Below are 19074 nucleotides of genomic sequence, written 5' to 3' on the forward strand. Positions count from 1 at the left end.
AGCTAAGCCGCCGCAATCTCCACAACGATCCTGCCCGTCGTCACCTGCTCGCCTTCGGCTACATCGATGGCCGACACCGTGCCGGCGACGCCAGCCGTATGCACATGCTCCATCTTCATCGCCTCCAGCGTCATCACCGGCTGCCCAGCGGCAACCTGCTCGCCCGGCTTGACCAGCACCGCCACCACGCGGCCGTTCATTGCCGCTCGCACCTTGCCGTCGCCGGCCGCCGCAGCCGACACCGGCGCAGCAAGGGTAAAGTCGCGGACGGCAATCGTGGCGCCGCGATGCAGGATGTGGAGCCGGTCGCCGTCGCGCAGGAATCTTGCCGATTCCATCATGCCGTTGGTGCGGAAGCGGATCGCATCGCGGCCGAGTTCGTCAATCTCGAAACGCTGTTCGCCACCATCAAGGTTTGCCAGATAACTCCCATCGCGCTCCCGCACGATATCCACCTCGTGCACACCATGGCCAAGATCAATTCGTGTCGTCAGCGGAAACGTCGCAGCCAAACTGCGTCCGCCGCGCCACCGCGGCGCATGTCGATTGGTGACGTACAGCAGCAACGCCGCCAGCGCGGCGTCTGCCTTGTCGTTCGCGCGAGCCAACAGTTCATCGCGATGATTGTCGATGAAAGCCGTCGTCGCTTCGCCCCTGGCAAAGGCGGAATGACGCAGACAGGAAATCAAAAATCCCTGATTGGTGGGGACGCCGAACGCAGCCGTCTGCTCCAGCCCACAAATCAGCCGGCCCCGCGCCTCGCTGCGGTCGGCGCCATGGCTGATGATCTTGGCGATCATGGAATCATAGAACGGCGGGATTTCGGAGCCGGATTGTAGCGCGTGCTCGACGCGGACGCCGTCCGGCATCTGCCACAGCGCCATCCGACCCGACTGCGGCATGAAGTCATGGCCGGCATCTTCTGAACACAGCCGCACCTCGATGGCATGGCCGGAGAATTTGACATCCTCCTGCTTGAGCCCCAGCGGCTCGCCCGCGGCGATGCGCAACTGCAGTTCGACCAAGTCCAGGCCGGTGATTGCCTCGGTGACGGGATGCTCGACCTGCAGCCGCGTGTTCATTTCCATGAAATAGAACTCGCCGCCTGGATCGAGCAGGAATTCCAGCGTGCCGGCCCCCTCATAACGAAGCGACTTGGCCGCTGCGACGGCGACCGCGCCCATCCGCGCCCGCAATTCCGGCGTCACTCTTGGCGACGGCGCTTCCTCGATCACCTTCTGGTGCCGGCGCTGTACGGAGCAATCGCGCTCGCCGAGATGAATGGCGTTGCCGTAGCGGTCGCCGAACACCTGGATCTCGATATGGCGGGGATCGACGATGGCGCGTTCGAGGATGACGGTGGGATCGCCGAACGCACCCTGTGCCTCCGACCTCGCGCTGCGCAGCGCATCCGGAAATGCCGCGGCGTCCGTGACCAGCCGCATGCCGCGCCCGCCGCCGCCCGCGACCGCCTTGACCATGACGGGGAAGCCGATCTTTCGGGCCTCCGCCAGCATCGCGGCGTCGCTCTGGTCCGCGCCCTGATAGCCGGGCACGGTAGGCACGCCCGCCTTCTGCATGATGTCCTTGGCACCGGCCTTGTTGCCCATCGCCCGGATCGCCTCCGGCGACGGACCGATGAACACCAGTCCGGCATCGCGGCAGGCCTGCGCAAAATCCTCGTTCTCGGCGAGGAAGCCATAGCCTGGATGCACCGCGCCGGCGCCGCTGGCTTTGGCGGCAGCGATGATCGCATCGATCTTGAGATAAGATTGAGCTGGCAGCGCTTCGCCAATTCTTACCGCCTGGTCCGCCTCACGCACATGCTGCGCATCATGATCGGCATCCGAATAGACCGCGACGACGCCATAGCCGAGACGTCGTGACGTCCGCATGATCCGCAGCGCGATCTCGCCCCGATTGGCGACAAGAATCTTGAAGAACGGCGTTCGCCTCATGGCCAGCCCGCTCATGGCCGCGCGACCGAAAATTGCATACGCTGAGGCGTGCGGGCCTCGGCCTCGCGGCAGATCGCCAGCACCTCGGAAAGCACGCCGCGGGTATCGCGCGGGTCGATCACGCCGTCGTCGAGCACGCGCGCACTGGTCGAGAACACATCCATCTGGCCGTCGAACACGCCGGTGATCTGCGCCTTCATCGCATCCAGCTTTTCCTTCTCGATCGGCTTGCCGCGCCGGGCCGCGGCAGCCTCGGTCACGATCGCCATGGTTTCGGCGGCCTGCTCGCCACCCATCACGGCGGTCTTGGCATTCGGCCAGGAGAAGCAGAAGCGCGGGTGGAAGCCGCGGCCGCACATACCGTAATTGCCGGCGCCGAACGACGCGCCGCAATAGATCGTGATCTGCGGCACCGTCGCCGAGGTCACCGCCTGGATCATCTTGGAGCCGTGCTTGATCATGCCGGCCTCCTCGTAGGCCTTGCCGACCATGTAGCCTGTGGTGTTGTTCATATAGAGGATCGGCGTGCGCGACTGGCAGCAGGCCTGGATGAAATGCGTCGCCTTGTTGGCGCCGGGCACATCGAGCGGGCCGTTGTTGGTGATGATGCCGATTGCCTGCCCCTCGATGCGGGCGTGGCCGCATACGGTTGCGGGACCGTAATTGGCGCCGAACTCCGTGAAGTCGGAACCGTCGACAAAGCGCGCAATCGCCTGCCGCATGTCGACGGGACGCTTGTGGTCCATCGGCATGATGCCGAGCAGTTCCTCGGCGTCATAGCACGGCGGCTTGAAGGTGGCCCCCGCCGGCCTCAGTCGATCCCATTCCAGATTGGCCATGATGTCGCGCGCGATGCGGAGCGCGTCGCGATCGTCTTCGGCCAGATAATCGCCGAGACCTGAGATGGAGGTGTGCATCTCGGCACCGCCGAGTTCTTCCTCGGTCGCAATCTCGCCCGTCGCGGCTTTCAACAGCGGCGGCCCGGCGAGAAATGCCCGGGTGCGGCCACGCACCATCACGATGTAATCCGAGAGGCCCGTTTGGTAAGCGCCGCCCGCGGTCGACGAACCATGCGTCACGGTCACGACGGGCAGCCCCGCCGCCGACAGCCGCGCCAGATTGCGAAAAATGTTGCCGCCGCGGATAAAATCCTCGACGCGGTAGCGCAGCAGGTTGGCGCCGGCGCTTTCGACCAGTTGCACGTAAGGCAGCTTGTTTTCCAGCGCCAGCTCCTGCACCCGCAACGTCTTGTCGAGGCCGTACGGTTGCAGAGCGCCGGCATCGATGCCGGAATCATTGGCGCTGACCATGCAGCGGATACCTGAGACAAAACCAATGCCCGCGATCACACCGCCGCCGGGCACGCTCTTCTCCGCATCCGGCACGTCGAACATGTAGCCGGCGAGCGTCGACAGTTCGATGAAGGGCGAGCCGGGATCGAGCACCAGCGCCACGCGCTCGCGCGGCAGCAACTGTCCGCGCTTGTGGAAGCGGTCCCTGGCCGCGGCCGACGCGGCGCGCGTGCGATCTTCCAGCGAACGCATCCGCGCGATCAGCGCCAGCATGCCGTCACGGTTGGCCTTGAAGGCGGCGCTGGAGGGAACGATCGTTGATTCGAGGATAGCCATAAACTAATTCACTCCGTCATTCCGGGATGGTGCGCAGCACCAGACCCGGAATCTCGAGATTCCGGGTTCACGCTTCGCGTGCCCCGGAATGACGACCTCAATGCCTGGTCCCAAAGATCTGCCGGGCCTCCGCAGGGCTCGCGATCTCGCGGCCCGCGCGCCGCGCGCAAGTGGCAATCGCTTCGATCAACTGCCCGTTCGAGGTCACCTTGGTGCCGTCGGCGAGATAGAAAGTATCTTCCAATCCGGTGCGCAGGTGTCCACCGAGATCGGCGCAGCGCTGGTGCAGCGGCCAGATTTCGGCGCGGCCGATCGCGGTCACCTGCCAATGCGCTTCCGGCAATTTCAGCTTCAACAGGATCGGCAGCAGCTCCGGATCGGCCGGCATGCCGGACGCCACGCCCATCACGAAGTTATATTCGAGCGGCCCGGAATACATCCCGGTCTGCCGGTACATGCCGACGCAGCGCACGATGCCGACGTCAAAGCATTCGAACTCCGGAATCGTGCCGGCTTCCTTCATCACATCGAGATAGTCCTGCACCTTCTCGACCGCGTTATCGAACATCATCGGCGGCCACGCCCAGGTGTTGTCGGACTTCACCTTGAGATAATTCAGCGATCCTGCATTGCAGGCGGCGATCTCAGGCATGGTCTCGCGCACGCAATCCAGCGCGCCCTGATATTTGGGCCCCGAGGTGCCCGTGGTGTGGTTGATGATGACGCCGGGGCAGGCCTCGCGAATCGCCTGCTGGATTTCCTTGCTGACGCTGACGTCCCAGGACGGCAGATGCCCCTTGTTCGGCTCCTGCTGGCGCAGATGGATATGCATGATGCTGGCGCCGGCATTGAACGCGGCCTTCGCCTCGCGCGCCATCTGCTCCGGTGTAACCGGCACATTGTGCTGCTTCGGATCGGTCAGCACGCCGTTCAACGCGCAGGTAATGACGGCCTTGTCGCCCATGGATCAGCCTTCGATTGCGGGACGCGAGGAGCCGCGAACATATCCGGCGCGATCATGCGTCCCGCATCAGCCGGCTTCTTGCGTCCACCCGCTATTGTCGGCGGTGACACGGCGGTGGCTGTAGATCGCCAGATCGCGCGAACCCGAAAAAATCGCGCGCGGCTTCAAGCCATAGAAGCGGCGGATCGAGTGGCTGAAATGCGTGGAGTCGGGATAGCCGATATCCTGCGCCAGATGCGCAAGATTGATGTCCTGGTTGGCGAAATGCAGCAGATGCCGCGCGCGCTTCCAGGCGCGGAACGAACGGAAAGATATTCCGGTCTCTTCCTTGAACAAATGCAGGAAGCGCGATGGGGACAGACCAGCCTCCGCGGCGCAGCTCGCCGCCGTCACCGGCTCGCCGGAGAATTTCCCGATCTGCAGAATCGCGCGCGCCACGCGCGGATCGAGCCCGCGCTGTGGCAGGGCCTCGCCAAGACATAGAAGATCGAATTCGGCGCTGGAAAAATCGTTGCCGGCGTGATGCTCGCGCAATTCGCGATAGGCGGCGCGAATGCGGCTGGCGAAAGCCGTGCCTTCAGAGCCCGAGAGGCGCCTGGCGAAATCTTCAAGCGCACCCGGGCAAACACTCTCAGGCTCGATCACGATGCTCAGCACCGAGCGATAATCGCTGGCGATGGTGTGCCTGACGTTTGGCAACAGGGCGACCATTTCGCCGTGGGTTTCCCGGCCATCGGCGGTGGTGAGCCAGAGACCGCCCTCAAGCGCGACATAGATGTTGAACCCGCCCGAGCAGCGTTGGCGGGGCCTACCGAGCAGGCCGGCGTAGAACACGCGCTCCGGGGTGATCAGCATCAGATGGCCGGATTTGTGGCCGGTGTCGTCCATGGCTCGTCCTCCTCGCGCGGCTCTCTGGCCACTGCGACGGGGTCAACCATAGCGGAAAATCGGGGACTGACCAGACGACGCTGCTGTCATTCCGGGGCGCGAAGCGAACCCGGAATCTCGAGATTCCGGGTTCGATGCTACGCATCGCCCCGGAATGACGGAGGTTTCCCTTCAAGCCCGTATCCGCGGCGCCACGTTCTGCTCGATGCCGGCCTTGCGTTCCGCCGCAACTGCCCGCTGGTAGCCGTCGCGTTCCTGCAACCGCGCCCAATAGGCCGCGACATTGGGGCCGAAATCCTTGGCCAAGCCGATGTTGCCGGCCAGCCGCAACGCATAGCCGTTGACGATGTCGGCGGCGGTGAACCGGCCGGCGCACAAGGTTTCGGCATTTGCCGTGGCTGCCTCGACCGCGCGCAGCCGGCCGAGGAACCATTTGGCGTAATCGCCGGCCACCTGCGGGTTCCGTCGTTCTTCCGGTTCGAGCTGGCTGTATCTCAGCACCAGCGTCTGCGGAAAGGTGAGCGTGGCGTCGCTGAAATACATCCAGTTCAGGAAGGCGCCGTAGGCGGGGTCATCCAGCCCGACCACCAGCGACGTCGGCCCATATTTGGTGCCGAGATAATAGCAAATGCCGGAGGACTCGGTCATTTTGGTCTCGCCATCGACCATGAACGGAATGGTGCCGAGCGGATTGATCGCAAGATATTCCTTGGCGAACACGCGTGGCGGGAACGGCAGCATCTTCAACTCATACGGCAAGCCCATCTCTTCCAGCATCCAGAGCGGACGGAACGAGCGTGCACCGTCGCAGTGATAGAGCGTGATCATCAGGCATTCCCCTGTCGTTACCCTGATTGTTCTTATTAGCTTTTCGGCAGCGTGCCCATCATCTTGCACAGCACGGTCAGCATCACCTCGTCGGCGCCGCCGCCGATCGAGGTCAGGCGGCTGTCGCGATAGGCCCGGCTGACCGGTGTCTCGTTCATAAAGCCCATGCCGCCCCAGAATTGCAGGCAGGCATCGGTGAGTTCGCGGCCCAGACGCCCGGCCTTCAGCTTGGCCATGGTCGCGAGCCGCGTCACGTCCTCGCCCGCGATCAGCGCCTCGGCGGCGCGGTAGACCAGTGCGCGCAACAGCTCGACCTCGGTCTGCATCTCGGCCAGCTTGAAATGAACCGTCTGGTTATCGAGGATCGACTTCCCGAACGCCTTGCGGTTACGGGTATATTCGATCGTCTCGGCAATGATGAATTCATGCGCCTTGAGGCAGGCCGCCGCGCCCCACAGCCGCTCCTCCTGGAACTGCACCATCTGGTAGGTAAAGCCCTTGCCCTCCTCGCCGATCCGGTTGCGCTTCGGCACCCGAACATTGTCGAAGAAAATCTGCGCGGTGTCGGACGAGCGCATGCCCATCTTGTCGAGTTTGCGCGCGACCTGCACGCCCTTGCTCTTCATCGGCACGCAGATCAGCGACTTGTTGCGGTGGACCTGGTCGTCGCTGGTATTGGCGAGCAGGCAGATCCAGTCGGCCTGCACGCCGTTAGTGATCCACATCTTGCCGCCATTGATGACGTAATCGTCGCCATCGGCGCGCGCCTGCGTCTTGATCGAGGCGACGTCGGAGCCGGCCCCGGGCTCAGAGACGCCGACGCAGGCCACCGCATCTCCCGCAATCGCGGGGCTCAGAAACTCGCGGCGTACTTCATCAGAACCGAACCGCGCCAGCGCGGGAGTAGCCATATCGGTCTGCACGCCGATCGCCATCGGCACACCGCCGCATTTGATGGCACCGAGTTCTTCGGCCATCATCAGCGCATAGGAGTAATCGAGTCCCTGGCCGCCGAACTCGACCGGCTTGTTGAGGCCGAGAAAGCCGAGATCGCCGAGCTTCTTGAACAGCTCGTGCGCCGGGAAAATGTCGTTGCTCTCCCATTCGTCGACGAAAGGATTGATTTCGGCAGCGATGAATTTTTGCAGGATACGGCGGGGTTCGTCGTGGTCGGCGGTGAAGAGCATCGTCTCATTCATCCTTCGTCATTCCGGGGCAGCCCAAAGGGCTGAACCCGGAATCCATTTCGCTATAGTACTTGCTGCCCAATGGATTCTCTGATGTGCATTGCACATCATAGCTCGCTCGCTTCGCTCCCGCCCCGGAATGACGCGGAGCTAAGAGAAATCATCACAGCCCCATCTGCCTCGACGCGAGATCCTTCATGATCTCCTCGGTGCCGCCGCCGATGGCGTTGACCTTGACCTCGCGGTAGATGCGCTCGACCTTGACGCCGCGCATGAAGCCGGCGCCGCCGAAAATCTGCACCGCCTCGGAGGCGCAGAATGCCATGGTCTGGGTGGCCTGGTTCTTCATCATGCAGATTTCGGCGATCGGGCTTTCGCCCTGCCCGAGCCGCCATGCCAGCATTTCCAGCATCGCCTGCGATGCCGCGACCTTCTGCGCCATGTCGACGATCTTGTGCCGGATCACCTGGTGCTGCGCAATCGGCTTGCCGAAGGTCTTGCGTTCCTTGGCATACGCCATCGCCTCCTCGACGCAGACACGGGCATAGGCCGTGCAGCTCGCCGCCATGCCCATGCGCTCGCTGTTGAAATTGTGCATGATGATCTTGAAGCCCTGCCCCTCCTCGCCGATCAGGTTTTCGACAGGCACCCGGCATTCATCGAAGTGCAGCGTGGCAGTATCCGACGCCCACCACCCCATCTTCTTCAGTTTCGTCCGCGACAGGCCCGGCGTGTTGCCCTCGATCAGCAACAGACTGACGCCACCCGGCCCCTCGCCGCCGGTGCGCACGGCAACCGTCAGATAATCGGCCCGCATGCCTGAGGTGATGAAAGTCTTCTCGCCGCTGACGACATAATGGTCACCGTCACGCCGCGCCTTGGTGTGGAGATTGGCGACGTCGGAACCGCCACTCGGCTCAGTGATCGCGAGCGCGGAAATTTTCTCGCCCGACAGCACCTGCGGCAGCACCCTCGCCTTGACCTCGGGCCTCGCGGCGCGCGCGATCGGCGGCGAGCCGATGGTGTGGCTCATCAGGCTCGAACTGACCCCACCGGCGCCGGCGCGCGCCAGTTCCTGCGACGCCACGATCTTCATGAACTGGTCGGCGGGCACGCCGCCATGTTCCTCCGCGAAGCCAAGCCCGAGCAGTCCGATTTCGGACGCTTTCCGATAAAGCTCGCGCGGAAACTCGCCGGCCTCATCCCATTCATGGGCGTAGGGCTCGATCTCGCGCGCCACGAAGCGGCGCATCACGTCGCGGAAGGCCTCGTGTTCGGCCGTATAGAACGGGCTTTGCACTTTCGTTCGCTCCAGCATGGCTTCCTCCCGAGAGATCACGATGCCCCGATTTGGCCCGCGCAAACTTGCGTTGAGCGGCTGGCATTATCGTGCAGACGCGGCCATTGGCGCCGGTCGCTTTCCGGCGCATCACGCGTCCAGCAACTGAACGCAAGACCGGTTGCCCGAGCATGCCCTAGCCTTGGTTCAAAACCAATAACAACATTGCCGGCCATTCGCCGGGGAGGATGAAGCATGATCCGATCGAGCAAGTTCGTCCCGGCCTTCTTTTCAGCGTTGCTCTCCCTCACTGCTGCGACGACAGTCTCAGCTCAGCAACCCGGCATTACCGACACCGAGATCAAGTTCGGCAACATCATGCCGTATAGCGGCCCGGCGTCGGCGCTCAGTGTCACCGGCAAGGCGTTTGCGGCCTATTTCGACCTGGTCAACGAGAAGGGCGGCGTCAACGGGCGCAAGCTCAACATGATCTCGCTCGACGACGGTTTTTCGCCGCCGAAGACGGTCGAGGCGACGCGCCGATTGGTCGAGAATGACGGCGTCGCGTTCATGTTCGGAACCATGGGCACCGCGCCGAGTTCGGCAACCGCAAAGTATCTCAACGGCGCCAAGGTGCCGCATCTGTTCCTGATCAGCTCCGCATCGAAATGGAACGATCCGGCCAATCAGCCCTGGCTGATGGCGCTGCCCTGGGCACCCAACTATGTCGAGGAAGCCGGCATCGAGGTGCGCTTCGCCCGCTCCAGGAATCCCAATGCGCGCTTTGCGATCCTTTATCAGAACGACGACGCCGGAAAGGATTATCTGCGCGGCGTCAAGGAAGCGCTGGGAACGGACGCCGACAAGGTGATCGCCATGGCGGCGAGTTTCGAAGTCGCCGATCCCACGGTGGATTCGCAGATCCTCACGCTCGCCAACACCAGGGCCGACGTCTTCCTGATCTACAGCGTGACACCGCGTGCGTGTGCGCAAGCGATCCGAAAGGCGCACGAAACCGGCTGGCGTCCGATGCGTTTCATTTCCTCAGGCTGCGCCAACAAGGAAACGGTGATGGTGCCGGCCGGGCTCGAAGCCGCGACCGGCATCATGTCGGTCGGGGCGCTAAAGCCCTACTCGGCTGACTCAAAAGATGCCGACCTCGTCGACTACCGCGACTTCATGAAGGCGCGGCTGCCCAATATCGATCCGGCCAACATGGCGGCGGGATATGGCTACATGGTTGCCCAGGCGCTGGTCGTGGTGCTCACCCAGTGCAAGAACGATCTCAGCCGCGAAAAACATCATGGCGCAGGCGGCCAGCCTCAAGGGCGTAGCGCTGCCGATGCTGATGCCCGGGGTCAAGCTCAACACCTCGCCGACGGACTACCGTCCGATCAAGGACGGCTATATGGTCGAGTTTCGCGACAACCAGTTCAACGTGATCAGCGAATTGCTGCGCGGCTCGTGAACTGACGACTTGTTCCGGTTGTGGCGCGCTTTTCGAACAGGATGAAAGCCCTTCGCCACCGGACCTTCAATTGGTCGGCGTGAATCCGGTTGCTTGCACGATCGCTTTCCACCGTTCCGATTGGGATGCGATCAGCCGGGCAAAGTCTCCCATAGAGATTGCGTCGAGCTCAACTGCCAGTCTTGCCATGCCGGACCTTACCTCGTCGGTACGCAGGGCCGCTTGGATGGCACTATTGAGCCTTTCGACGATATTCGCTGGCGTCTTCGCCGGAACAAAAAATCCGTACCAAGTGAGGTCCTCAAGCGAGGGATAACCGGCTTCCGCCACCGTCGGCACAGCGGGAAGAAACGAGCTGCGGCGCGGCCCGGTGGTAACGAGCGCGCGAAGATCTCCGGATTGGACGAGGCCCAGGGAACTGCCGATTGGCATAACGGCGGATGCGATTTCGCCTTTGAGCAGATCCTGGATCGAGCCGTTGCCTTGATAGGGCACGTGAAGGAATTCGAAGCCGGCTGTGTGTCCCAGCATCGCACCGAGGAAATGCAGCGTGGTCCCGACACCCGCCGTGCCGTAGGCGGCTTGCTTTGGGTTGGCGCGGCACCAGGCGACGAAATCTGCAAGGGTCCTCACGTCACCCGGCACCTTCGGACCTACCGTCAGCAATGTCGGGGTTGAGGCGACGGTCGACACCGGGGTAAAATCCCGCGGCTCGTATCTGAGCGTCTTGTAGACGTGCGGAAAGAGCATCATGAATCCAAGCGGCGCGAGCAGCATCACCGATCCGTCGGCGTCAGCGGCCTTCACCGCCTCCACCGCGACACGACCGCGCCGCACCCGGCCGGGTCTCGACGACGATCGTCTCGGCATAATCTTTCATCTGGCCGGCGACGAGCCTTGCCAGAGCGTCCTGCAGCCCGGGCGTGAAGCCCGTCAGTATATGCGCGGTTCTTGCGAGCGGTTGTGCGACGGCCCGCGGCACGCGACCGGCGGCGCATAACGCGACACTGGCCGCCGACACGGCCAACAAATCACGACGTGTGATCATCAACTGTCTCCCTGACTAATTTGTCCGCGCGGGGCTCTACCTTTGGATGTACCACGGCAACGATCGATATGCTTGGTCTCCAGCTTACTTTTTCCTTACCGTCAGCTTATTCTTGCGCTTAGGCATAGGGATTTCGACGATTGACCGCCGCGGGGAAGTGGCTTGCGCTATCTCTTTGAAAATTATTCATTCGATACCGACCGGCGCGAGCTGCGTCGCGGGACGGATGTGATCGCTATCGCGCCCCAAGTGTTCGACTTGCTTAACTACCTGATCGGCAACCGGGAACGCGTCGTTAGCAAGGACGACCTCACAAGAGCCATTTGGGAAGGCCGCGTTGTCTCGGATGTGGCTCTGACGACCCGTCTGAATGCAGCGCGGAAGGCAATTGGTGATTCCGGAGATGAGCAACGTCTCATCAAAACCCTTCCGCGCAAGGGCTTTCGTTTCATCGGCACGGTGCACGAAACACCCGGGCCGGCCAGTGCGACCGTCACGAGCGGCTCGCCGAGCCCAGCCTTTGTTGCCGTCTCTGACAAACCCTCGCTTATCGTTCTGCCGTTCGCGAATCTGAGCCCTGATCCCGAGCAGGAATTTTTCGTCGATGGCGTGACCGAGAGCCTGACCACAGATTTGTCGCGCGTAGTCGGCGTCTTCGTGATCGGTCGCAACACTGCTTTCACTTACAAGAGAAAGCATGTCGATTTGAGGCAGATCGGTCGAGAACTCGGCGTTCGCTATGTCCTTGAGGGCGCCATGCAGCGTGGTGGAAGCCGCATGCGCATCAACGTCCAGCTCATCGATGCCGAAACCGGCAATCATCTATGGGCCGAACGATTCGACAAACCGATCGCCGATCTCTTCGACATGCAGGATGAAATTGGCGCGCGTCTCGCCAACGAGTTGGGAACGGAACTGGTCACGGCCGAGGCGCGGCGAGCGGCGCGGGCGCCGCATCCAGATTCGATGGACCTGTATTTCCAGGGCATGGCGAGTGTGCACCGGGGATCGGACCCCGCAAACCTATCGCAAGCGCGTAAGTTCTTCGAACAGGCCCTCTGCCTGGACGCCGGCAACGTTGAAGCGATGGTTGGCATGGCGTTCGTCGATGCCATGCGGGGAACTTCCATGCAGACCGGCGATCGGACTGCACGCCTCCTGGCGGCCGAAATGTCTTTGGCCAAGGTGCTTGCGTACCTGCCAAACCACGCCATGGCGCATTGCCTCCTTGGCGTCGTCCAGATTTTTACCAAACGTGCCGCTCAGGGCATCGCCGAATGTGAGCGCGCGCTGGCGCTAGATCGAAATCTAGCCACCGCTTACGCTTGGATTGGGCTTGGCAAATGCTATCTGGGTCGAGCCGAGGAAACCGAAGCCTACATCATGCAGGCATTTCGGCTTTCTCCCCGCGACAACAGGGCGTTCACTTGGGCGATTAATGCCGGCGTCGCGCAGTCATATCTTGCGGCCGATGAAGCTGCTGTCTACTGGTTCAAGCGGGCCATCGAGACCAATCCGAATGTCGCCGCGTTCGTTCACGTCTACCTTGCCGCGGCATTGGCTCATCTCGGCCGGATCGAGGAAGCGCGGGCTTCGATACAGACAGGACTGGCCATCGATCCCAATTTCACTCTCTCCCACTTCTATGCCAGCACGCCAACGGACAATTCGACCTGTCTCGCACAGCGTGCGCGGATTGGCGAGGGCATGCGCAAAGCAGGGCTGCCGGAAGGGTGAATCGGGGAGGATGGAGTTCGGACAAATTTCTGTTTTTCCGAAATTTCGTTTGACGACGGACCCAAATCAGCAATATATCGATTTCGTCCCGTCCCGATACGAGGGGCGTTTCGCGATCGTCACAAGCGCGGGATGGGATGCGGTGGACGCGGATGTGCCTTTGACGAATGGTGCGGATGCGTACGGTGAAGTCGTGTGGTCCTGACGCCCCGATGCTGGCGTCAAGTCGGTGGAAGCAATTCCTCCGGCGACGGTGACAACGAGCCCGGCCCGACCGGGGAGAGCACGATATAAGCCGTAAAGCCATTGCGCAGGGAATGTCGGATGCCTCCGCTGCCCTGCATGCTCGTGTGCGCCTCTATCTACCTATTGCACACGAGACCGCGGGTGCAGCGTGCACCCGGCATTCCCTGCGCCCTCTGACTTGAGGGTCGAGGAAATTCGATAGCAAGCCTCGGGCAAATCAGGCCGCGAGATCGTGAAGCCGTGTCATCTCCCAGCCACTCCACGCAAGACAACATCCCATATGACCCCTCATCTGCCAGACAGAATGCCATCAAGCAAAACAGGCGGCGCAAGACCGCTGGACGTGGAGGAAGCATGCCCTCAGTACGTTATTACGACTGGATCGCGCATTTCGGCCGCCGCACGCCGAACAAGATCGCGGCGATCGATCTCGCGAGTGACCGTCGCCTCTCCTACGCGCAGTTCGACGCGCGCATCTCACGGCTTGCCACTCACCTGCGCGACAAACTCGGTGTCACGCGCGGCGACCGCGTCGCGGTGCTGGCGCTGAATACGACCGATACGCTCGAAGTGCAGTTCGCCTGCGGCCGCATCGGCGCCGTGTTCCTGCCGCTGAATACGCGGCTTACGGTTCCCGAATTGCAGTTCATCGTCGGCGATTCCTCGCCGAAGGTGATGATCCACGACACGGATCTCGCCGAAGTCGCGCTGACGGTCACAAAGCTCTGCAACGTCTCTTCCGCGCTGCTGCTCGGCGCCGGCGGCTCCTACGAAGCGGCGATCGAAGCGTCCAGGCCGATCGACCGGTTCGAGGACGTCACGCTCGATGACATCTCGACCATCATGTACACCTCCGGCACGACGGGCCAGCCGAAGGGCGCGATCATCACCCACGGCATGACGTTCTGGAATTGCGTCAACCTCGGCGGCCCCGCCTACGTCTCGCCATCGACAGTGTTGCTTACCGTGCTGCCGCTGTTCCATACCGGCGGGCTGAATTGCTACACCAACCCGGTGCTGCATGCCGGCGGCACCGTCCTGATCATGCGCACATTCGATCCCGGCGTGGCGCTGCAACTGATCAGCGACGCATCCTACGGCATTACCCAATTCTTCGGCGTGCCGGCAATCTACCAGTTCATGGCGCAGCATCCATCGTTCGCGACGTCCGATTTCAGCCGCCTCGTGATCGGCGGCGTCGGCGGCGCACCGATGCCGGTGCCGCTCCTGAAGGTGTGGGAAGAACGCGGCGTCGCCCTGCAGCAAGGTTACGGCATGACCGAGACGTCTCCGGCGGTGCTGGCGCTCGACCGCGAGGACGCCGCGCGCAAGGCCGGCTCGTCCGGCAAGCCGGTGCTGCATACGGAAGTGCGGATCGTTCGTCCTGACGGGACGGACGCGGATGTCGGCGAACTCGGCGAGCTCTGGGTCCGGGGACCGAACGTCACGCCCGGCTACTGGAACAGGCCGGAGGCCAACCAGTCGTCCTTCACCGACGGCTGGCTGCATACCGGCGATGCCACCCGCGTCGACGAGGAAGGCTTTTACTACATCGTCGACCGCTGGAAAGACATGTACATTTCCGGCGGCGAGAACGTCTATCCGGCCGAAGTCGAGAGCGTGCTGCATCAGCTCACGGCAATCGCCGAGGCTGCCGTGATCGGCATTCCCAACGAGCAATGGGGCGAGGTCGGCATGGCGATCGTCGCCGTGAAGCCCGGCCACACGCTGACGCCTGCCGAGATTCATGCGCATTGCGCGGCCAATCTGGCGCGGTTCAAATGCCCGCGGCTGATCGAGTTCGTCGACGCCCTGCCGCGCAACGCCACGGGGAAAATCCACAAGCCGACGTTGCGACAGAATTTCAGCGCGCCGAAGCCGACCGACAAAGCGGCCATTGCTTCATGATCGTGCGCCGGCATGCGACAAGCGAAAAGCCCGCCGGTTCATCACCGGCGGGCTCTTGTATCGGAGGCCAATTAGAGGATCCCAGTACATCCGTGGAAATCCTTAAATCGGCAACCTTTAATCGACGCGAAGGTTCTCGGCGCTGGTCTTGCCGCGCATCGGGTCCTTCTTTGCTTCGAACGAGATCTTCTGACCTTCGTTGAGCGAGCTCAGACCTGCGCGTTCGACGGCGCTGATGTGGACGAAAACGTCGGTGCTGCCATCATCGGGCTGAATGAAGCCAAAACCCTTGGTCGCGTTGAACCACTTAACTGTTCCGGTAGCCATGTAACTATCTCCAAGATGCGCGAAAGCGCTTTGCCCGCACGACCTCCGCGCAGGCTTGATCCGATTTCAACGATGTCTTGGGGATTGGAGCCGGTTCGGCGTAGTCAACAAGGCAGAGCGATAAGTTCGAATAAGAGCCATATAGTCTGTTTCGCCGGGAATGCAAGGCTGCAGAGCGCTATCTCGGCAGGAACAGCGCGAACGATTCATCAGTCGTCCGCCGCAAATGCTGGCGGTACAGCGAATAATTGGGATCGTCGGACGAAACCCTGCCAAAGGTCGGATGAGCTACCATCTTGATCGGCAAATAGGCGATTGGTGCCGCGATCGGCGTCAGCAACGAGCCGCGACCCGCGAGCAGCGTCGTGATGATCCCGTACATCTCGCCCGAAATCGCCAGATGCGCCACTGTGATCAGGCGATGCTGGCCGTGCCGGTTGGTGACGAGATAGATATGTCTCGACTGGTTCGGCACCGCCACCTCGCCGAACTGGGTGAAGGCCGCGTCCTGCCGCTCGCTTTCATGAAACACCAGCGACGAGGCCGCATTGTCCCAGGTGATCTCAGTGCGGTAGACGAAGATCGCGTCCTTGTCGCCGAACGAGGGGCGCACCGTGACATAGGTTCCTTCGATCCACGCCACCGCGCGGCGCGAGTAGGCACCCAGTCCATCCGGCGCAACCTCGCCGTTGATGGCGGCGGCAGGCGCCGGCGGCGCCTCCGTTGTCTTGCGCAGGGAGACGCCGAGCGCCTGCTCCAACCGCACCGTGGTCGCCAGCGTGAACGGGCGGCGGCCACCCAGCACCTTCTCCAGGGTCGAGAGGCTGAGTTTGGCGAGTTCGGCCAGCGATTGCCGGGAGATGCGGCGGCGGGCGATCTCCTCGCGAATGGTGTCGGCGATCTGCCGGCTTTGCTCGGCGGAAAGCTGCTTGTCCGGCGTCGGCATCGTCACCTCTGGCTAATCCACGCCAGTCTAGCAGACGCACAATCCATCACAAACCCGCACAAGGCCGCCGTGGCGGTGGCGTGCCGCGCTGGCCGGCGGCTGAACAAGGCCGATCATTCCGCTCGCGCCAAATTGCTGAAATCCGCACCCTTCCAGGCGGCGAAAATCGCCGTTCGGGAGTGAGCAACATGACGACATGCGACGAAATTGAGGCCGACAAACGCAGCGAACGCCCCAGCCTGGTCAGGCTGCTGCTGTTCTTTGTGATGCAGGGCATTGCCGCAATCCTGGTCGGGTTTGCGGCATTATTTTTGAGCTTTGAGCCGGTGTGGTCGGCCGAACGTCTGTCGGCGGCCTTCCTCAAGCCCGGCGACGCGCGCTCCGGCTCGCTGCTCCTGAAGACCGAAGAAGGCTATGCCGATGCGTCGCGTCTCGGCATCGATGTCGATCTCACCGTATCGGGTCCCACGGTCCGCGCCCGCGTTACCCAGATTTTCCGCAACCCGACCCAAGACTGGGTCGAGGCGGTCTATGTCTATCCGCTGCCGTCGGGCGGCGCGGTCGATACGCTGAAGATGGTGATCGGCGATCGCGTCGTGGTCGGCAACATCAAGGAGCGGCAGCAGGCCAAGATCATCTACGAACAGGCGAAGCAGAACGGACAGAAAGCGGCGCTGACCGAACAGGAGCGGCCGAACATCTTCACCAACTCGGTCGCCAATATCGGCCCCGGCGAAACCGTGCTGGTGCAGATCGAGTATCAGGAGCCCGTCGCACAATCCGGCAACGAGTTCTCGCTGCGGGTGCCGATGGTGGTGGCTCCGCGCTACAATCCTGTGCCGGTCGTCCAAAGCGTCGACTTCCGGCCCGATGGTGGCGGCTGGGGTTCGGTCAAATCCGACCCCGTGCCGGATCGCGACCGCATCTCGCCCGAAGTGCTCGACCCCACGACGAACGCGCCGGTCAATCCGACCCGCATCACGGTGCGGCTACAGGCCGGCTTCCCCCTCGGCGAGGTCAAGAGCCACCATCATGCGATCAAGACCGAAGAACCCGACGCCGACACCAGCATTATCCGCCTTGCCGAAGGCCCGGTAGCGGCAGATCGCGATTTCGAGCTGACCTGGAAGCCGGCCGCGGAGAAAGCGCCCTCGGTAGGACTATTCCGCGAGCGCGTCGGCGACAGCGATTACCTGCTCGCCTTCGTCACGCCGCCGTCGGTCGAACAGGCGCAGCAAAAACCGCCGCCGCGTGAGGTGATTTTCGTGATCGACAATTCCGGCTCGATGGGCGGCGTCTCGATTATCCAGGCCAAGGCCAGCCTCTCTTACGCCCTCGGCCGCCTGCAGCCGAACGATCGCTTCAACGTGATCCGGTTCGACCACACCATGGACGTGTTGTTTCCGGCGGCCGTGCCCGCTGACCGGGAGCATATCGGCCGAGCCACCGCCTTCGTCGACGCGCTGCAGGCCAATGGCGGCACCGAAATGGTGCCGGCGATGCGCGCAGCGCTGTCCGACAACGCCGGCGATGCGAACTACATCCGGCAGGTCGTATTCCTGACCGACGGCGCCATCGGCAACGAGCAGCAATTGTTCGAAGCCATCAATGCGCTGCGCGGCCGCTCGCGCATCTTCATGGTTGGCATCGGCTCGGCCCCGAATACCTACCTGATGACGCGCGCCGCCGAACTCGGGCGCGGCGCCTTCACCCACATCGGGTCAGTCGAGCAGGTCGAGGAGCGTATGCGCGGGCTGTTCGCCAAGCTGGAGAATCCCGCGGTGACCAATCTCACCGCAAAATTCTCCGACAGCCACGCCGACATGACGCCGGCTGCAATCCCCGACGTCTATCGCGACGAGCCGCTGGTTCTGGCAGCCAAGCTCGACAAGCTTACAGGCTCGGTCGAGATCAAGGGCCGCATCGGCGACCGTCCCTGGGCCGTGACACTTCCGCTGACGAATGCCGCCGAAGGCAAGGGACTCTCCAAACTTTGGGCGCGGCGCAAGATCGCGGATGCGGAAGTTGCACGCACCACGCGGCAGGCGAGCCCGGAAGATGCCGACAAGACCATTCTGGCGCTGGCGCTCGAGCATCAGTTCGTCACGCGGCTGACCAGCCTGGTCGCGGTTGACAAGACCCCGAGCCGTCCCCAGGGCGAGCCGCTCAAGGTTTCGGAACTGCCGATCAACCTGCCGGCAGGCTGGGATTTTGAAAAGGTGTTCGGAACGCGGCCACGCCTTCCCGCAACACCGACGGAACGTCGCGCGGCTACGGAGGAGGCGCGGGTTCAGATCGCGGCGCTGAAACGGGCGCAGCCTGTCGTTACCCAGACACCCAGCACAGTCACGCTGCCGAGGACCGCGACTGATGCCGAACTGAAGATGATTGCGGGTGTGATCTTCCTCACAGTCAGCCTGATCCTGCTCGTGTTCAATCGACGTCAGATGTCACACCGTTGACGTCGGCTGAAAAGAGGAGACCTCCCCACCCTCCTCTTTCCAGAGCGCGCGCGGCTCCACCCGTCCCCCAAGGCCGCGCGCGCCGTTTTTCCAAAGCCGTCATTGCGAGCGAAGCGAAGCAATCCATGCCTTCTTTTCGCGGTGAGACGGATTGCTTCGTCGCTTCGCTCCCTTGCGCAAACGCTTCGCGTTTGTCGCAG

At 62.7% G+C, this 19074-nt stretch carries 14 protein-coding genes and 1 pseudogene; 4 read left to right on the forward strand and 11 right to left on the reverse strand.

Annotated features, from left to right (window positions below; all coding sequences use genetic code 11):
• Positions 1-2: 2 nt before the first annotated feature.
• From V1288_RS08875 to V1288_RS08905, 7 genes are all read right to left on the reverse strand, one after another.
• Positions 3-1958 (reverse strand): acetyl/propionyl/methylcrotonyl-CoA carboxylase subunit alpha, encoded by a 1956-nt coding sequence (locus V1288_RS08875; RefSeq protein ID WP_334356679.1) that lies wholly within the window; start codon positions 1956-1958, stop codon positions 3-5.
• Positions 1959-1969: 11 nt separating this feature from the next.
• Positions 1970-3586 (reverse strand): acyl-CoA carboxylase subunit beta, encoded by a 1617-nt coding sequence (locus V1288_RS08880; RefSeq protein WP_334356680.1) that lies wholly within the window; start codon positions 3584-3586, stop codon positions 1970-1972.
• Between the two features lie 97 nt (positions 3587-3683).
• Positions 3684-4550: a 3-keto-5-aminohexanoate cleavage protein gene (locus V1288_RS08885; protein WP_334356681.1), complete on the reverse strand. Its 867-nt coding sequence runs from the start codon at positions 4548-4550 to the stop codon at positions 3684-3686.
• 66 nt (positions 4551-4616) lie between these two features.
• Positions 4617-5438 carry an AraC family transcriptional regulator gene (locus V1288_RS08890; protein ID WP_334356682.1) on the reverse strand — a complete coding sequence of 274 codons (822 nt, stop codon included), beginning with the start codon at positions 5436-5438 and terminating at the stop codon, positions 4617-4619.
• 171 nt (positions 5439-5609) lie between these two features.
• A complete protein-coding gene (locus V1288_RS08895) occupies positions 5610-6266 on the reverse strand; it encodes a glutathione S-transferase family protein (RefSeq protein WP_334356683.1) in 657 nt (218 codons plus the stop codon).
• Positions 6267-6301: 35 nt separating this feature from the next.
• Positions 6302-7453, reverse strand: coding sequence for an acyl-CoA dehydrogenase family protein (locus tag V1288_RS08900; protein WP_334361257.1), 1152 nt, complete (start codon positions 7451-7453; stop codon positions 6302-6304).
• Positions 7454-7616: 163 nt separating this feature from the next.
• The gene (locus tag V1288_RS08905; protein WP_334356684.1) at positions 7617-8771 is read right to left on the reverse strand and encodes an acyl-CoA dehydrogenase family protein; all 1155 of its coding nucleotides are present in this window, start codon (positions 8769-8771) and stop codon (positions 7617-7619) included.
• 216 nt (positions 8772-8987) lie between these two features.
• Between V1288_RS08905 and V1288_RS08910 the strand changes: the two are divergent.
• Positions 8988-10200, forward strand: a pseudogene (locus V1288_RS08910) (ABC transporter substrate-binding protein).
• Between the two features lie 66 nt (positions 10201-10266).
• Here the strand turns inward: V1288_RS08910 and V1288_RS08915 are convergent.
• Together V1288_RS08915 and V1288_RS08920 are read right to left on the reverse strand one after the other, a co-directional pair.
• Entirely contained in the window at positions 10267-10977 is a 711-nt protein-coding gene (locus tag V1288_RS08915; RefSeq protein ID WP_334356685.1) for a Bug family tripartite tricarboxylate transporter substrate binding protein, read from the reverse strand.
• A gap of 16 nt (positions 10978-10993) precedes the next feature.
• Positions 10994-11248 carry a hypothetical protein gene (locus V1288_RS08920; protein WP_334356686.1) on the reverse strand — a complete coding sequence of 85 codons (255 nt, stop codon included), beginning with the start codon at positions 11246-11248 and terminating at the stop codon, positions 10994-10996.
• Between the two features lie 162 nt (positions 11249-11410).
• Between V1288_RS08920 and V1288_RS08925 the strand changes: the two genes are divergently transcribed.
• Together V1288_RS08925 and V1288_RS08930 are read left to right on the forward strand one after the other, a co-directional pair.
• The gene (locus V1288_RS08925; protein ID WP_334356687.1) at positions 11411-12985 is read left to right on the forward strand and encodes a winged helix-turn-helix domain-containing tetratricopeptide repeat protein; all 1575 of its coding nucleotides are present in this window, start codon (positions 11411-11413) and stop codon (positions 12983-12985) included.
• Between the two features lie 600 nt (positions 12986-13585).
• Complete coding sequence (locus V1288_RS08930; protein ID WP_334356688.1) at positions 13586-15139, forward strand: acyl-CoA synthetase; 1554 nt, start codon at positions 13586-13588, stop codon at positions 15137-15139.
• 117 nt (positions 15140-15256) lie between these two features.
• On the opposite strand, the gene V1288_RS08935 is transcribed toward V1288_RS08930, so the two are convergent.
• Both V1288_RS08935 and V1288_RS08940 read right to left on the reverse strand, forming a co-directional pair.
• The gene (locus V1288_RS08935; protein ID WP_057841312.1) at positions 15257-15466 is read right to left on the reverse strand and encodes a cold-shock protein; all 210 of its coding nucleotides are present in this window, start codon (positions 15464-15466) and stop codon (positions 15257-15259) included.
• A 178-nt stretch (positions 15467-15644) separates the two neighbouring features.
• Positions 15645-16412, reverse strand: a complete 768-nt coding sequence (locus tag V1288_RS08940) for a helix-turn-helix domain-containing protein (RefSeq protein WP_334356689.1) — start codon at positions 16410-16412, stop codon at positions 15645-15647.
• Positions 16413-16600: 188 nt separating this feature from the next.
• Between V1288_RS08940 and V1288_RS08945 the strand changes: the two genes are divergently transcribed.
• Positions 16601-18874, forward strand: coding sequence for a marine proteobacterial sortase target protein (locus V1288_RS08945; protein WP_334356690.1), 2274 nt, complete (start codon positions 16601-16603; stop codon positions 18872-18874).
• Positions 18875-19074: the final 200 nt, after the last annotated feature.

It is taken from the genome of Bradyrhizobium sp. AZCC 2176 (genome assembly GCF_036924645.1).
In the GTDB taxonomy this organism is placed as follows: Bacteria; Pseudomonadota; Alphaproteobacteria; order Rhizobiales; family Xanthobacteraceae; genus Bradyrhizobium.

Bases quoted from the DNA above. Each gene is read 5' to 3' on its own strand.
- V1288_RS08940 (WP_334356689.1), bottom strand. From the start codon at position 16,412: ATGCCGACGCCGGACAAGCAGCTTTCCGCCGAGCAAAGCCGGCAGATC.
- V1288_RS08900 (WP_334361257.1), bottom strand. From the start codon at position 7,453: ATGCTCTTCACCGCCGACCACGACGAACCCCGCCGTATCCTGCAAAAA.
- V1288_RS08915 (WP_334356685.1), bottom strand. From the start codon at position 10,977: ATGCTGCTCGCGCCGCTTGGATTCATGATGCTCTTTCCGCACGTCTAC.
- V1288_RS08875 (WP_334356679.1), bottom strand. From the start codon at position 1,958: ATGAGGCGAACGCCGTTCTTCAAGATTCTTGTCGCCAATCGGGGCGAG.
- V1288_RS08930 (WP_334356688.1), top strand. From the start codon at position 13,586: ATGCCCTCAGTACGTTATTACGACTGGATCGCGCATTTCGGCCGCCGC.
- V1288_RS08945 (WP_334356690.1), top strand. From the start codon at position 16,601: ATGACGACATGCGACGAAATTGAGGCCGACAAACGCAGCGAACGCCCC.
- V1288_RS08935 (WP_057841312.1), bottom strand. From the start codon at position 15,466: ATGGCTACCGGAACAGTTAAGTGGTTCAACGCGACCAAGGGTTTTGGC.
- V1288_RS08890 (WP_334356682.1), bottom strand. From the start codon at position 5,438: ATGGACGACACCGGCCACAAATCCGGCCATCTGATGCTGATCACCCCG.
- V1288_RS08880 (WP_334356680.1), bottom strand. From the start codon at position 3,586: ATGGCTATCCTCGAATCAACGATCGTTCCCTCCAGCGCCGCCTTCAAG.
- V1288_RS08920 (WP_334356686.1), bottom strand. From the start codon at position 11,248: ATGATCACACGTCGTGATTTGTTGGCCGTGTCGGCGGCCAGTGTCGCG.
- V1288_RS08895 (WP_334356683.1), bottom strand. From the start codon at position 6,266: ATGATCACGCTCTATCACTGCGACGGTGCACGCTCGTTCCGTCCGCTC.
- V1288_RS08905 (WP_334356684.1), bottom strand. From the start codon at position 8,771: ATGCTGGAGCGAACGAAAGTGCAAAGCCCGTTCTATACGGCCGAACAC.
- V1288_RS08885 (WP_334356681.1), bottom strand. From the start codon at position 4,550: ATGGGCGACAAGGCCGTCATTACCTGCGCGTTGAACGGCGTGCTGACC.